Consider the following 13957-nt stretch of genomic DNA (forward strand, 5'->3'; position numbering starts at 1 on the left):
CACACGCAGTGAGAAAGGAGCGGGTCATGACTCAGGCACAATCTGCGCCGGGTACCGAGGCCAAGATGACCGATGATGAAATCATCGAGTCCATCGGTGCGTACGAATATGGCTGGCACGACTCGGACGTGGCCGGTGCATCGGCACGTCGTGGGCTGAGCGAGGAGGTCGTTCGTGACATCTCGCGTCAGAAGAACGAGCCCGAGTGGATGCTCAACCAGCGGCTCAAGGCCCTCAACATTTTCGAGAAGAAGCCGATTCCGACCTGGGGCGCGGATTTGTCCGGCATCGACTTCGACAACATCAAGTACTACGTCAAGTCGACCGAGGAGCAGGCCCAGACCTGGGACGATCTGCCCGCCGACATTAAGGAGACCTACGACAAGCTGGGTATTCCGGACGCCGAAAAACAGCGCCTGGTGGCTGGCGTCGCCGCCCAGTACGAGTCGGAGGTCGTCTACCACCAGATCCGCGAGGACCTGGAGCGCCAGGGCGTTATCTTCGTTGACACCGACACCGCGCTGCGCGAGCACGAGGAGCTGTTCAAGGAGTACTTCGGCACGGTCATCCCGGCCGGCGACAACAAGTTCTCCTCGCTGAACTCCGCCGTCTGGTCCGGTGGCTCCTTTATCTACGTTCCGCCGGGAGTCCACGTGGACATCCCGCTGCAGGCTTATTTCCGCATCAACACGGAAAACATGGGGCAGTTCGAGCGCACCCTCATCATCGTCGATGAGGACGCCTACGTGCACTACGTCGAGGGCTGCACCGCGCCGATCTACAAGTCGGACTCCCTGCACTCCGCCGTCGTGGAGATTATCGTCAAGAAGGGCGGCCGTTGCCGCTACACGACCATCCAGAACTGGTCGAACAACGTCTACAACCTGGTGACCAAGCGCACCAAGTGCGAAGAGGGCGCGACCATGGAGTGGGTCGACGGCAACATCGGCTCCAAGGTGACCATGAAGTACCCGGCCGTCTGGCTGACCGGCGAGCACGCCCGTGGCGAGGTGCTCTCCGTGGCCTTCGCCGGCGAGGATCAGTTCCAGGACACCGGCGCGAAGATGACGCACATGGCGCCGCACACCTCCTCGAACATCGTGTCCAAGTCCGTCGCCCGCGCCGGCGGGCGCGCGGCCTACCGCGGACTGGTGCAGGTCAACCAGAACGCGCACCACTCCACCTCTAACGTGGAGTGCGACGCCCTGCTGGTCGACAGCATCTCGCGTTCGGACACATACCCCTACAACGACATCCGCAACGACCACGTGACCCTGGGCCACGAGGCGACCGTCTCGCAGGTGTCGGAGGAGCAGTTGTTCTACCTGATGTCGCGTGGCATCGCGGAAGAAGAAGCAATGGCAATGATCGTGCGCGGTTTCGTTGAGCCTATCGCCAAGGAGCTCCCGATGGAGTACGCCCTAGAGCTCAACCGCCTCATCGAGCTACAGATGGAAGGATCGGTGGGCTAGTCCCGATGGTGAACTCAAACGAATTTTCTGCTCGTAAGAACCCGAACCAGGTCACCAAAGGCGATCTCTTCGGTTCCTTCGACGTGGCGGACTTCGACATCCCGAAGGGGCGCGACGAGGTGTGGCGCTTTATCTCCCTGCGCAACCTCCGCGGCCTGCACAACGGCGAGTTTGCTGAGGCCGTAGCCCAGGACGTGAATGTCACCGGTCCGGACGAGGTCCGCACCGAGACGGTTGCTCCCACCGACGAGCGGCTGGGTCGGGCCGGCAAGCCCACCGACCGTGTGGCAGCCCAGGCGTGGACCTCCATGCCGGAGGCCCAGATAGTCACCATCGAACCGGAAGCCCAGCTTAGCGAGCCGACCATCGTGACGATCACCGGCCGCGGCGACGGCGTCACCAGCTTCGGTGCGACCTCCATCGAGGTCGGCCACCACGCCGAGGCCACCGTCGTGCTCAAGTACGAGGGCTCTGGCACCCACGCTGACAACGTCGAGTTCGTCATCGGCGACGGCGCCCACGTCACCGTCATTGTCGACGCCGACTGGGACAACGACGCAGTCCACCTGTCGCACCAGGCGATCAAGATGGGCCGCGACGCCACCCTGCGCCACAACTCCGCCATTTTCGGCGGCGAGATCGTGCGCATCGTCCCGCGCGTGACCTTCAGCGCCCCGGGCGCCGACGTCGAGCTGCTCGGCGTCTACTTCGCGGACTCCGGCCAGTACTTCGAAAACCGCATGCTGGTCGACCACTCCGTGCCGAACTGCCGCTCCCGCGTGCTCTACAAGGGCGCGCTGCAGGGCGACAAGAAGGCCGAGTCCCGCACCTGCTGGGTGGGCGACGTGCTCATCCGCGCCGACGCGCAGGGCACCGACACCTATGAGACGAACAACAACCTCATTCTGACCGACGGTGCGCGCGCCGACGCGATCCCGAACCTGGAGATCGAGACCGGGGAAATCACCGGCGCCGGCCACGCTGCCACCGTCGGCCGCTTCGATGACTTGGAGCTGTTCTACCTCATGTCCCGCGGTATCCCGGAGGCCGAGGCCCGCCGGCTTATCATCCGCGGCTTCTTCAACGAGGTCATCAACCGCATTCCGGTCGAGTCCCTGCGCGAAGAGCTGGAAAACCGTGTTTCTGACGAGCTAGCGAAGATCAACGCCTAGCGCCCCTGCTGAAACCCACGCAACAGAAAGATTAAATCGCTATGTCAACTCTGGAAATCAAGAACCTCCACGCCCAGGTGCTCCCGAACGAAGAGGGCGAAGAGCCCAAGGAGATCCTCAAGGGCGTGAACCTGACCATCAACTCCGGTGAGACCCACGCCATCATGGGCCCGAACGGCTCCGGCAAGTCCACCCTGTCTTACGTCATCGCCGGCCACCCGAAGTACGAGGTCACCGAGGGAGAAATCCTCCTCGACGGCGAGAACGTGCTGGACATGGAAGTCGACGAGCGCGCCCGCGCCGGCCTCTTTTTGGCCATGCAGTACCCGACCGAGGTCCCGGGCGTGAAGATGAGCCAGTTCCTGCGCTCCGCCGTCACCGCAACCCGCGGCGAGGCCCCGAAGCTGCGCGAATGGAACAAGGAACTGACCGCGGCCCGCGAGCAGCTGCAGATCGACAAGTCCTTCGCACACCGCTCCGTGAACGAGGGCTTCTCCGGCGGCGAGAAGAAGCGCCACGAGGTCATGCAGCTGGACATCCTGAAGCCGAAGATGGCCATCATGGATGAGACCGACTCCGGCCTCGACGTGGACGCGCTGCGCATTGTCTCCGACGGGATCAACCAGTACCAGGACGAGACCAACGGCGGCATCCTGCTGATTACGCACTACAAGCGCATCCTCAACTACGTGAAGCCGGATTTCGTCCACGTTTTCGCCCACGGCCAGGTCGTCAAGACCGGCGGCGCCGAACTGGCAGACCAGCTCGAGGCCGAGGGCTACGACAAGTTCGTCAAGTAAAGCCGGAGACTATGTCAGCACTAGATACGCAAGCTATTCGGGCGCAGTTCCCCGTCTTAAGCCGCACCGTGCGCGGGGATAAGCCGCTGGTCTACCTCGACTCCGGGGCGACCTCGCAGCGGCCCCTGCCTGTGTGGAAGGCGGAGGAGGACTTCGTCCTGCACACCTTCGCACCTGTCCACCGCGGCGCCTACCAGCTGGCCGAGGAAGCTGACGACGCCTACGAGTCGGCCCGCCAGGCTATCGCCGCCTTCGTGGGCGCCGACCGAGACGAGATCGCGTTCACCAAGAACGCGACGGAGGCCCTCAACGAGGTGGCCTACGTCCTAGGCGACGACCGCGCCGGCGACTTGGCCGTCACGGCCGACGACACCATCGTCATCACCGAGCTGGAGCACCACGCCAACCTGGTTCCCTGGCAGGAACTGGCGCGGCGCACCGGCGCCACCCTGAAGTGGTACTCGGTCACCGAGGACGGCCGGATCGACCTGGACTCCCTGGAGCTGGACGAGTCCGTCAAGGTGGTCGCGTTCACCCACCAGTCCAACGTGACGGGTGCCGTCGCCGACGTCGCGGAGATTGTTTCCCGCGCGAAGGCCGTGGGAGCGCTCACCGTCTTGGACGCGTGCCAGTCCGTCCCGCACATGCCGGTCGACTTCCACGCGCTCGATGTGGACTTCGCCGCCTTCTCCGGGCACAAGATGTGCGGGCCCTCCGGCATCGGCGCGCTCTACGGCAAGGCCGAGCACCTGAAGGCCCTCCCGCCGTTTTTGACGGGCGGCTCGATGATCGAGGTCGTCAAGATGGAAGGCACCACCTTTGCGGAGCCGCCGCAGCGCTTCGAGGCCGGTACCCAGATGACCAGCCAGGTCGTCGGCTTGGGCGCGGCGGTCAAGTACCTGTCCGAGATCGGCATGGACAACATCCAGGCCCACGAGCGGGAACTGACCGAGTACGCGTTGGAGCAGCTGAACCAGATCGACGGCCTGACCATCGTGGGGCCGAAGACGGCGGATCGCCGCGGCGGGGCCATTTCCTTCCTCGTCGACGGCGTGCACCCGCACGATATGGGCCAGGTGCTCGATGACCAGGGCGTCGCCATCCGCGTGGGTCACCACTGCGCGTGGCCGGTGCACCGCGCGGTGGGCGTGCAGTCCACGGCCCGCGCGAGCTTCTACCTGTACAACACGCGCGAAGAAGTCGACCAGCTGGTCGCCGCCATCAAGAAGGCGCAAGAATTCTTTGGAGTGGTGTAGATGCTGGATTCGATGTACCAAGAGGTGATCCTGGATCACTACAAGAACCCTCAGTACAAGGGCCTGCGGGAGGGCCACCAGGCCGAGGTTCACCACGTGAACCCGTCCTGTGGCGACGAGCTGACCTTGCGCGTCAAGCTGTCCGAGGACGGCAAGACCGTGGAGGACATTTCCTACGACGCGGAAGGGTGCTCGATTTCGCAGGCCTCGACCTCGGTCATGGCCGAGGAGATCGTGGGCCAGCCGCTGGAGGTGGCAAACCAGAAGCTCGCCGAGTTCGAGAAGATGGTGACCTCCCGCGGCAAGGAAGAGGGCGACGACGAAATCATCGGCGACGGCGTGGCCTTCGCCGGGGTTTCTCAATACCCAGCCCGAGTCAAATGCGCGTTGCTAGGCTGGAAGGCATTCCAAGCCGCTGCAGGCGACGCACTCAACGAATTGGAGCACTAATGACCCAGCCCACTGACCCGTACCAGAACGAGTCCTCGAGCTTCGACGGGGGCCGCGAGCGCCCCGAGCAGACCGAGGAGCAGATCGCGAAGGCCTACGACGTCGCTGAGTTCCTCCGCGACGTCATCGACCCCGAGCTCGGCATCAACGTCGTCGACCTCGGCTTGGTCTACGAGATCTGGATGGAAGAAAACGAGGGCAAGGAAAAGGCCGTCGTTAACATGACACTGACCTCTCCGGCGTGCCCGTTGACCGACATCATCGCCGAACAGGCCGAGCAGGCGGTCGTGGGCAACAAGGTAGCCGACCAGTTGGAAATCAACTGGGTCTGGATGCCGCCGTGGGGTCCGAACATGATCACCGAGGAGGGGCGCGAACAGCTCCAGGCCCTCGGGTTCGCCGTCTAGGCTAGTCTCCGTTTTCTCACACTTGGCCAGGTTCCCCTGCTCGCCCAGGGGGCCTGGCTTTGTGCTGCGCGGAAGTTGATAGACTAGCGGGTTGTGATTGTTACCAATGACTTGGAAGTTCGCGTCGGCGCCCGCACTTTGCTCAACGCCCCGGGGCAGCACCTGCGCGTCCAGCCGGGGGACCGTATCGGGCTGATCGGGCGCAACGGCGCCGGCAAGACCACCACGATGCGCATTTTGTCGGGGGAGACGGAGCCTTATGGCGGTTCGGTGACCACCTCCGGGCCCATCGGTTACCTGCCGCAGGACTCCCGCGAAGGCAACATCGATCAGTCCGCCCGCAACCGCGTGCTCTCCGCCCGTGGCCTGGATGAAATCCAGCGCTCCATGGAAAAGCAGCAGCACATCATGGAAAATACGGACGACGACAACAAGCGCGACAAGGCAATCGCCAAGTTTTCGCGCCTGGAAGAGCGCTACCAGGCGCTGGGCGGCTACGAGGCCGCGGCCGAGTGCGCCCAGATTTGCGATAACCTGGGTCTGCCGCAGCGCGTGCTGGACCAGCAGCTCAAGACCCTGTCGGGCGGCCAGCGCCGCCGCGTGGAGCTGGCTCAAATCCTCTTCTCCGCCACCGCGGGAGCGGGCAAGTCGAACACGACCCTGCTGCTGGACGAGCCCACCAACCACCTAGACGCGGACTCGATCACCTGGCTGCGCGGCTTCCTGGCTAAGCACGAGGGCGGCCTCATCATGATCTCCCACGACGTGGAGCTTCTTGCTGCCGTCTGTAACAAGATCTGGTTTTTGGACGCGGTCCGCGCCGAGGCCGACGTCTACAACATGGGGTACAAGAAGTACCTCGACGCGCGTGCTACCGACGAGGCCCGCCGGCGCCGCGAGCGCGCCAATGCGGAGAAGAAGGCCGCCGCGCTGCACAAGCAGGCCGCGAAGCTGGGCGCGAAGGCGACGAAGGCCGCGGCCGCGAAGCAGATGCTCGCCCGCGCCGACCGCATGATGAACGAGCTGGACGAGGTGCGCGTGAGCGACAAGTTCGCCAGCATCAAGTTCCCGGAGCCCGCGCCCTGCGGCAAGACCCCGATGAACGCCAAGGGGCTGACCAAGATGTACGGCTCCCTGGAGGTCTTCGCCGGCGTCGACCTGGCCATCGACAAGGGCTCCCGCGTGGTGGTGCTGGGTACCAACAGCGCGGGCAAGACCACCTTGCTTAAGCTGCTGGCCGGGGTGGAGCGCACCGACGGCGAAGGCGGTATCGTCAGCGGCCACGGCCTGCGGATCGGCTATTTCGCCCAGGAGCACGACACCATCGATGGCGACAAGACCGTGTGGGAAAACACCATCGAGGCCTGCCCGGAGGCCGGCCAGCAGGACCTGCGCGGTCTGCTGGGCGCGTTCATGTTCTCCGGCGACAAGCTGGAGCAACCCGCCGGCACGCTTTCCGGCGGTGAGAAGACCCGCCTGGCCCTGGCCACGCTGGTCTCCTCACGCGCCAACGTCCTGCTGCTGGACGAGCCGACCAACAACCTGGACCCGATCTCCCGCGAACAGGTCCTCGACGCCCTGCGCACCTACACCGGTGCCGTCGTCCTCGTGACCCACGACCCGGGTGCGGTCAAGGCCCTTGAACCCGAGCGCGTCATCATTATGCCCGACGGCGACGAGGACCTGTGGTCGGACGAGTACATGGAGATCGTCGAGCTGGCCTAAACGCCTTAACGCTTACGCCCCCTGCCAGCCGTGTGGCCAGGTGGCGGGGAAGAGGGGGAGGCTCGAGACAAAAAGCACCGCCGCGGGTTGCCATGCAGGCAGCCGCGGCGGTGCGTCTTTGGGCGGTTGGGCTTAGCGCAGCCAACCGAAGCTCAGCAGGAATGCTTCGAGCTGAATCATCTCGTCGGTATCGGGGGCGTGGCCGGCGATAACTTCGAAGGCCGTGGCGGCCTCCTTCGTGCTTGCCGGGGTCGAGTCGGCCTCGACCAAGTATTCTGCCACCGCAGCGTCGACCGGGGTAGCGGAAATGGTATCCACGCCGGTACCGGTGAGAGAATCCTTGAACGTATCAGCAATGCCATCCAGGATGGTGCGCATTGTCGTCTTCATGATTCACCTCCACGTGAATACGGATCGTCTCTTTGTTGATGCCTCAATTGTAGGACGCCCATACTGCGAAAGCAACCCCTAGGTAACTAGGAGTTTACTTTCTGTTCACCTTGAATGTGTTTGGAATCACGAACCAGTGTTTATAGGCCGCCGAAGAGCTCCATGCCGAAGTAGTGGGAGATAGTGTCGCGGGCAATCCAGACGATGGCCAGGATGATGACGGCGGCTAGAACGGCGTAGACGGTCCAGCCAAGCACCTTCATCTGCGGGCTTGCCGGGGTGTCGTCCACCACGACGCCGTCGGCGTTGCGGATGGGATCGCCGGTCATGCAGCGCATGCCGAGCGAAAACAGGAGGGGGATGCCGGCGCCGAAGAGAAGGGCAAGGCCGGCGACGTGAAGGATGGATTGGAAAATCTCGGTGACGGTCATGGCGTTTAGCGACCTTCCTGCGGGCTAGCGGAATCGGAGGCGGCGACCGGCTCAGCGGCCGCGGTGGGGGCGGGGACCGGCTCTTTGACGCGCGCCATGGAGGAGTCGACGGACTCGGCGTCCTTGTCCCAGTCTTCGTTGACGTTGGAGGCATCCACCGGGTTCATGCGCGAGCGGACAACGATGAGGGCTGCCATGGCGACCAACAGGACGAAGTCGACGATGGCGCCCACCGTCAGCGAGGAGAAGGCGGACACGCCGTGGGCGAGCCACCAGCTGACAAAGCCGACGAAAGCGGCGCAGGGCAGCGTAATCAGCCAGGCGGCAGCCATGCGCATGGCCACGCCCCAGCGGACGTCGGCGCCGCGCTTACCGATGCCGGTGCCCATGATGGAGCCGGTGGACACGTGGGTGGTGGACAGCGCCATGCCGCCGGTGGCGGAGGTCAGGATGATGGCGGCCGAGGTTGCCTCAGCGGCCATGCCTTGCGGGGATTCGATTTCGACCAAGCCCTTGCCCAGGGTGCGGATAACGCGCCAGCCGCCGGAAAGGGTGCCGGCTGCGATGGCGATAGCACAGGCGAAGATGACCCAGGTCGGGATGCGTGCCTCGGCGGAGGTTTCGCCGGCGGCGACCAGGGCCAGGAAGATGACACCCATCGTCTTCTGTGCGTCGCCGGCACCGTGTGCCAGGGAAACCAGGCAGGCGGTGACGATCTGGCCGTGGCGGAAGTGCTCGTTCTTGACCTTGGTCGGGATGGTGTTGGTGACCCAGTAGACCAGGGCGGTGGCGCAGGCGGAAACGAGAGCGGCGATGACGGGGGAGGCCAGGGCCGGGATGATGATCTTGCCGGCGATGGAGGACCACTCCACGCCGCCGGAGCCCATGGCGGCAAACGCCGCGCCAATCAGGCCGCCAAACAGGGCGTGGGAGGAGCTCGACGGCATTCCCAGCAGCCAGGTGAACAGGTTCCACAGGATGCCGCCGATAAGGCCGGTGAAGACCACCATCAGCAGTGCCTGCCCGTCGGCCGGCACGCCGCCGGTGCCAGCGCCAGAAAGGTCATAGGAGTCCAGGTTGACGATTCCCTTGGCCACCGTGGCGGCCACGTTAACGGAGAGGAACGCGCCCACCAGGTTCAGTGCCGCGGAGATTGCTACCGCGGTAAAAGGCTTGAGCGCTCCCGTGGCGATGGAGGTCGCCATGGCGTTGGCCGTGTCGTGGAAACCATTGGTGAAGTCAAACGCGATGGCGGTAATCACCACGATCGCCAGGATAATCAGAGTCGCTGTCACAGTGTCGGCCCCTTGCAGTGCATGATTTGAGTAGTACAGAGTGCATCTGCGGCGCCCAAGCGTCGCGGACGGTCCGAAACTTTACTCCTGCCTGGAAATTTAAACAATTTAGTTCATGGACCTATCTAAATTGTCACACTAAATTAAATCCTAGGTCGCATGGAGTTAACCCGACGTTAACCTTAATGCTTGCTTCCCCCTAGCCGGAGGTGGCTAACGCAACATCTAAAGCCCCGAATTCTCCCGAAGCAAACACTAAAATAGGGGAAAACATTTCACTACTTTGCGCCTACCGTGACGCAGGAAAAGGAGTCAACCATGGCCTGTTCGTGGGATAAGTGCCAACGCGACCTGAACAAGCGCTGGTCGCAGCTTTCTTCAGCCGAGCAAAAGGGTGTTATCGCCGCCCTCGTCCTGGACGGCGTCCTCAAGGCGACCGCGTGGCACTACCTCTACCACCTGCCCAGCCGCAAAATCCGCGGACCGAAGTGGCTCTGGGCCATCATCACCGCCGTCATCGGCACGTTCGGCCCCGCCGGCTTCCTCCTCGGCGGCATCCGACGCCGTTAGAACGTAGGGCACTTAGTGGCAGCCCTGGTTTCGACCGGGCTGCCACTTTTCTTCGTTCGGGGAGCGGCCCTTTCTATCTCCGCGCGGGTCATGGGGCTGCGTGCTTTTCCTACTAGAAACCCCGCCGGCCCCGGTCGCCTGTGGGCTGGCCGGGTTGGGCGGGGTGCTCTGCCTGGTCAGGGTGGGCGCCTATAAGGCGGTTGACCCCGGGGACCAGGCGGAATAGGGGAATGGCTCCTAGTTGCGGAAGCCGTGAACCGGGGCGGGGATGAAGCCGCCGCGGTTGATGAACTGGGAGTTGCCCACGGTGTTGACCGGGATGACGGGGGCGTAGCCCAGCAGGCCGCCGAAGTTGACCTCGTCGCCGATCTGGGCGCCGGGGACCGGAATGACGCGTACCGCGGTGGTCTTATGGTTCATCATGCCGATGGCCGCCTCGTCGGCGATCATGCCGGCGATGGTGGTGGCAGAGGTATCGCCCGGCAGGGCGATCATGTCGAAGCCGACGGAGCAGATGGAGGTCATCGCCTCCAGCTTGTCCATGGAGATGGCCCCGGATTTGACCGCGTCGATCATGCCTTTGTCCTCGGAGACCGGGATGAAGGAACCCGACAGGCCGCCGACGCGGGAGCAGGCCATCATGCCGCCCTTCTTGACGGCATCGTTAAGCAGCGCCAGCGCAGCGGTGGTGCCGTGGGTGCCGACCTGGTCCAGGCCCATGTGCTCGAGGATGTGGGCGACGGAGTCGCCCAGCTCGGCGGTAGGCGCCAGGGACAGGTCCACGATGCCGAAGGGGACGCCGAGGCGCTCCGCGGCGAGGTTGCCCACCAGCTGGCCGGCGCGGGTGATCTTGAACGCGGCCTTTTTGACCTCTTCGGCGACCTCGTTGAGGGTCGCGCCTTCCAGCGAACCCAGGGCGCGGTCGACCACGCCGGGGCCGGAAACGCCCACGGAGACCACGCAGTCGGGCTCCTCGATGCCGTGGAAAGCGCCCGCCATGAACGGGTTATCGCCCACGGAGTTGGCGAAGACCACCAGCTTGGCGCAGGCGATGGCGGAGTTGTCGCGGGTCAGTTCCGCGGACTCCTTGATGACCTCGCCCATGCGCTTGGCGGCGTTCATGTTGATACCGGCGCGGGAGGAGGCGATGTTGACCGAGGAGCAGACGAGCTCGGTAGTGGACAGGGCCTCCGGGATGGAGTCGATGAGCTTCTTCTCCGCGGAGGTGGCGCCCTTTTCCACGAGGGCGGAATAGCCGCCCACGAAGTTGACGCCGACTTCCTTGGCGGCGCGGTCGAGGGCCTCAGCGACCTCGACGGGGTTGCCGTCGACGCCGGCGACGACGAGGGAGACCGGGGTGACGGAGATGCGCTTGTTGACAATCGGGATGCCCAGCTCGGTCTCGATACCGCGGGCGACCTCGACCAGGCGCTCGGCGCGCTGGGTGACCAGGTCGTAGACGGCCTCGGCGGTGGCGGACATCGTGGGGCGGGTGCAGCCGAGCAAGGAGATGCCCATCGTGACCGTCCGGATGTCCAGGCGGTACTTGTCGATCATCTCGATGGTCTCGAGGACCCGGTGAGTGTTGAACGTGTTAACCATGAATCCAGACTCTCCTTAGACCTCGTTCATGGTGGTGAACAGTTCTTCGGACTGGATGCGAATGGACTGCTTCTTCGCCTCCGCGACCGGGTCCATCTTCGACTGGATTTCGGCAATAGAGGTGGCAGAATCATCGAACTCGACCCGCAGGATCATCGTGAAAAAGCCCGACATCAACGTCTGGGAGATATCAACAATATTCACATCGAGCTCGGCGAGCTGGGTGGACACGGAGGCAACAATACCGGTGGAATCCACACCGGTCACGGTCATAATCGCAAACATGCCCCTATTGTATCTGTCACTCCACAGGTGGCGGGGCAATGGGCACAATCGGCAAGGTAATTCGCCTCACGTTGGTACGGTGGGGCTTATGACTGTCAACCATAAACCCAAGGTCCTCATCATCGGCGGGCACGGCAAGGTCGCCCAGCTCGCCACTCCGAAGCTGCGCGAGGCCGGCGCCGACGTCACCTCGCTCATCCGCAACCCGGAGCAGCAGGCCGACATCGAAAAGCTGGGGGCGACGCCGTACCTGGCGGACGTCACCCAACTGACCGTGGAGGACTGGGCCCAGCTGGAGACCCAGTTCGACGCGGTGGTCTGGTCCGCCGGCAACGGCGGCCGCGGCGGCGAGCAGGTCACCATCGACGTCGACCAGGACGCCGCGCTGGCCAGCATCCACGGCCTGGAGCAGCTGCGCGATCAGGGCGCGAAGGTCCCGCGCTACGTCATGGTCTCCTACAAGGGCGCGACGCAGGCCCAATTCGATCCGGATCACGACCTCTACACCTACTCGTTGGCCAAGAAGGCCGTGGACGACTACCTGAACTCCACCGACCTGGACTACGTCATCCTGGGACCGGCAGTGCTTAGCGACGAACCGGCCGCGGGCATCGAGCTCGTCGCCGATCAGCCTGCCACCTCCACCGATGAGCACACCTCCCGCGAACTAGTGGCCGCGGTCATCGCGGAAGTCGTCACCCGCGAGCAGACTCCGCACAGCCCGGTCTCCTTCATCGACGGCGAAGGCGCACTCAGCGAGATCGCCTAGAACGGGAGAAAGTCCGTAGGCTTCACAGATCCTGTCGGGCCCACGGACTTCGCAGACCGTGGAGATTTCCAAAAGCATTGGAGACCCTGGAGACTCTGGAGACTCTGGAGATTTTGAGGGCCGTGCAGACTCCGGAGACTGTAGACGGGGAGAAGACAACTGAGGTGGCGTGGGAGACGAGATGGTGGACGATCCAGTGAATGCAGCGGCGGGGCAGGGGCCGCGCAGGGTCCTGCTGGACTGCGACCCCGGCATCGATGATGCCGTGGCGATCCTGTACCTGGCCGGGCGGCACCAGGCCGGGGAAATCGAGCTGGTCGGGGTGAGCACCACGGGGGGCAACGCCAGCGCTGAGCAGACGGCGCTCAACGCCCGCTGGCTGCTGGACGCCTGCGGGCTGCCCGAGGTTCCCGTGGGCGTGGGGGAGGCCGGCCCCGCCGACCGCGAGCTGGTCACCACCCCGGAGACCCACGGGCCCAGCGGCCTAGGGCACTTCGACGCGCAGCTAGCCGACGGGGTAGCGCCGCGGCTGTCGTGGCGGGAGCTGTGGCAGCAGTGCCTGGACCCGGCATCGCCGGTAGACCTCATCGTGACCGGTCCGCTGACGAACGCGGCACAGTGGGACAAGCTCGCGGAGTTTCGCCAGGTAACCGTCATGGGCGGGGCCGTTAACTACCGCGGCAACACCACGCCCACCGCCGAGTGGAATTTCTGGGTGGACCCTCTGGCCGCCCACCGTTTCTTCCGCGCCCAGCTGCCGCCGGTGGTGCTGTGCTCGCTGCAGGTGACCGAGCAATTCCTCATCACCCCGGAGCGCGCCGCGCGGTTGGCAGGCGTGCTTGCCGACGCGGACCTGGCCGAGGCGATGCTCGAGATGCTCCGGTTCTACTTCGAGTTCCACGACGCGCAAGGCGAGGGATACCAGGCCCAAGTCCACGACGCCGTGACTGCGATCGTGGCGCTGGGCGCCTGCGGCTACGATGCCGTGCCCACGACCATGGACGTCGAGGTCGACAGCCCGCTGCTGCGGGGCACGAGCGTGGCGGATCTGCGCGGGCACTGGGGCCGCGATGCCAACGCTTCCCTGGTCAGGGCGATAGACATCGAGGGCGCGTACGCGGAATTGGAGCGGGGCTGGCGGCTGCTAGCCCAATTCGGGCCGCAGGAGTCGAAGACGCTAAGATAGCCCGCGTACGTGTGCTGGCTCGAGGTGACATAGAGCAGGCAGCGCGGCGCCCGCCGTGCTTTCCTCCCCATTACCAACCCCGCAGGTGGTCAATTTCTATGTCTCCGCTGTTTTCGAAGTCCGCTCAATTTGCTGATTCTTCCGGGC

General features: G+C 64.4%; 15 protein-coding genes. 10 read left to right on the plus strand and 5 right to left on the minus strand.

Annotation, left to right across the window (positions count from 1 at the left end):
• The first annotated feature begins 26 nt into the window (after window positions 1-26).
• The 7 genes from sufB (at window position 27) to QQS53_RS09500 (ending at window position 7282) form a co-directional block, all read left to right on the plus strand.
• Window positions 27-1472: a Fe-S cluster assembly protein SufB gene (gene sufB, locus QQS53_RS09470; RefSeq protein ID WP_368526515.1), complete on the plus strand. Its 1446-nt coding sequence runs from the start codon at window positions 27-29 to the stop codon at window positions 1470-1472.
• A 5-nt stretch (window positions 1473-1477) separates the two neighbouring features.
• The gene (sufD, locus tag QQS53_RS09475; RefSeq protein ID WP_472775594.1) at window positions 1478-2644 is read left to right on the plus strand and encodes a Fe-S cluster assembly protein SufD; all 1167 of its coding nucleotides are present in this window, start codon (window positions 1478-1480) and stop codon (window positions 2642-2644) included.
• A 41-nt stretch (window positions 2645-2685) separates the two neighbouring features.
• Window positions 2686-3444 carry a Fe-S cluster assembly ATPase SufC gene (gene sufC, locus QQS53_RS09480; protein WP_472775595.1) on the plus strand — a complete coding sequence of 253 codons (759 nt, stop codon included), beginning with the start codon at window positions 2686-2688 and terminating at the stop codon, window positions 3442-3444.
• Between the two features lie 11 nt (window positions 3445-3455).
• Window positions 3456-4700: a cysteine desulfurase gene (locus QQS53_RS09485; RefSeq protein WP_472775596.1), complete on the plus strand. Its 1245-nt coding sequence runs from the start codon at window positions 3456-3458 to the stop codon at window positions 4698-4700.
• Window positions 4701-5150: a Fe-S cluster assembly sulfur transfer protein SufU gene (gene sufU, locus QQS53_RS09490; RefSeq protein WP_290221825.1), complete on the plus strand. Its 450-nt coding sequence runs from the start codon at window positions 4701-4703 to the stop codon at window positions 5148-5150.
• Window positions 5150-5557 (plus strand): metal-sulfur cluster assembly factor, encoded by a 408-nt coding sequence (locus QQS53_RS09495; protein ID WP_070768020.1) that lies wholly within the window; start codon window positions 5150-5152, stop codon window positions 5555-5557. Before sufU ends, QQS53_RS09495 begins: the two co-directional genes overlap by 1 nt.
• Before the next feature lie 93 nt (window positions 5558-5650).
• A complete protein-coding gene (locus QQS53_RS09500) occupies window positions 5651-7282 on the plus strand; it encodes an ABC-F family ATP-binding cassette domain-containing protein (RefSeq protein WP_472775597.1) in 1632 nt (543 codons plus the stop codon).
• A gap of 132 nt (window positions 7283-7414) precedes the next feature.
• Here the strand turns inward: QQS53_RS09500 and QQS53_RS09505 are convergent, their stop codons facing one another.
• The 3 genes from QQS53_RS09505 to QQS53_RS09515 form a co-directional block, all read right to left on the minus strand.
• Window positions 7415-7672, minus strand: coding sequence for a hypothetical protein (locus QQS53_RS09505; protein WP_472775598.1), 258 nt, complete (start codon window positions 7670-7672; stop codon window positions 7415-7417).
• 140 nt (window positions 7673-7812) lie between these two features.
• Window positions 7813-8103: a hypothetical protein gene (locus tag QQS53_RS09510; RefSeq protein ID WP_472775599.1), complete on the minus strand. Its 291-nt coding sequence runs from the start codon at window positions 8101-8103 to the stop codon at window positions 7813-7815.
• Between the two features lie 5 nt (window positions 8104-8108).
• Window positions 8109-9398: an inorganic phosphate transporter gene (locus QQS53_RS09515; RefSeq protein WP_472775600.1), complete on the minus strand. Its 1290-nt coding sequence runs from the start codon at window positions 9396-9398 to the stop codon at window positions 8109-8111.
• 318 nt (window positions 9399-9716) lie between these two features.
• Here QQS53_RS09515 and QQS53_RS09520 point away from each other — a divergent pair, with 318 nt between their 5' ends.
• Window positions 9717-9968, plus strand: a complete 252-nt coding sequence (locus QQS53_RS09520) for a hypothetical protein (protein ID WP_472775601.1) — start codon at window positions 9717-9719, stop codon at window positions 9966-9968.
• 237 nt (window positions 9969-10205) lie between these two features.
• Here the strand turns inward: QQS53_RS09520 and QQS53_RS09525 are convergent, their stop codons facing one another.
• Window positions 10206-11570: a PFL family protein gene (locus QQS53_RS09525; RefSeq protein WP_070768026.1), complete on the minus strand. Its 1365-nt coding sequence runs from the start codon at window positions 11568-11570 to the stop codon at window positions 10206-10208.
• Window positions 11571-11585: 15 nt separating this feature from the next.
• A complete protein-coding gene (locus tag QQS53_RS09530) occupies window positions 11586-11855 on the minus strand; it encodes an ACT domain-containing protein (protein ID WP_290221813.1) in 270 nt (89 codons plus the stop codon).
• 88 nt (window positions 11856-11943) lie between these two features.
• Here QQS53_RS09530 and QQS53_RS09535 point away from each other — a divergent pair, with 88 nt between their 5' ends.
• A complete protein-coding gene (locus tag QQS53_RS09535) occupies window positions 11944-12624 on the plus strand; it encodes an NAD(P)H-binding protein (RefSeq protein WP_472775602.1) in 681 nt (226 codons plus the stop codon).
• A 181-nt stretch (window positions 12625-12805) separates the two neighbouring features.
• Window positions 12806-13810, plus strand: coding sequence for a nucleoside hydrolase (locus QQS53_RS09540; protein WP_472775690.1), 1005 nt, complete (start codon window positions 12806-12808; stop codon window positions 13808-13810).
• Window positions 13811-13957: the final 147 nt, after the last annotated feature.

The organism is Corynebacterium sp. 2571A (assembly GCF_055700935.1).

What these genes read in the sequence shown, in the direction of transcription:
- sufB (WP_368526515.1), top strand. Translation starts at nt 27, where the DNA reads ATGACTCAGGCACAATCTGCGCCGGGTACCGAGGCCAAGATGACCGAT.
- sufD (WP_472775594.1), top strand. Translation starts at nt 1,478, where the DNA reads ATGGTGAACTCAAACGAATTTTCTGCTCGTAAGAACCCGAACCAGGTC.
- sufC (WP_472775595.1), top strand. Translation starts at nt 2,686, where the DNA reads ATGTCAACTCTGGAAATCAAGAACCTCCACGCCCAGGTGCTCCCGAAC.
- QQS53_RS09485 (WP_472775596.1), top strand. Translation starts at nt 3,456, where the DNA reads ATGTCAGCACTAGATACGCAAGCTATTCGGGCGCAGTTCCCCGTCTTA.
- sufU (WP_290221825.1), top strand. Translation starts at nt 4,701, where the DNA reads ATGCTGGATTCGATGTACCAAGAGGTGATCCTGGATCACTACAAGAAC.
- QQS53_RS09495 (WP_070768020.1), top strand. Translation starts at nt 5,150, where the DNA reads ATGACCCAGCCCACTGACCCGTACCAGAACGAGTCCTCGAGCTTCGAC.
- QQS53_RS09505 (WP_472775598.1), bottom strand. Translation starts at nt 7,672, where the DNA reads ATGAAGACGACAATGCGCACCATCCTGGATGGCATTGCTGATACGTTC.
- QQS53_RS09510 (WP_472775599.1), bottom strand. Translation starts at nt 8,103, where the DNA reads ATGACCGTCACCGAGATTTTCCAATCCATCCTTCACGTCGCCGGCCTT.
- QQS53_RS09520 (WP_472775601.1), top strand. Translation starts at nt 9,717, where the DNA reads ATGGCCTGTTCGTGGGATAAGTGCCAACGCGACCTGAACAAGCGCTGG.
- QQS53_RS09525 (WP_070768026.1), bottom strand. Translation starts at nt 11,570, where the DNA reads ATGGTTAACACGTTCAACACTCACCGGGTCCTCGAGACCATCGAGATG.
- QQS53_RS09530 (WP_290221813.1), bottom strand. Translation starts at nt 11,855, where the DNA reads ATGTTTGCGATTATGACCGTGACCGGTGTGGATTCCACCGGTATTGTT.
- QQS53_RS09535 (WP_472775602.1), top strand. Translation starts at nt 11,944, where the DNA reads ATGACTGTCAACCATAAACCCAAGGTCCTCATCATCGGCGGGCACGGC.
- QQS53_RS09540 (WP_472775690.1), top strand. Translation starts at nt 12,806, where the DNA reads ATGGTGGACGATCCAGTGAATGCAGCGGCGGGGCAGGGGCCGCGCAGG.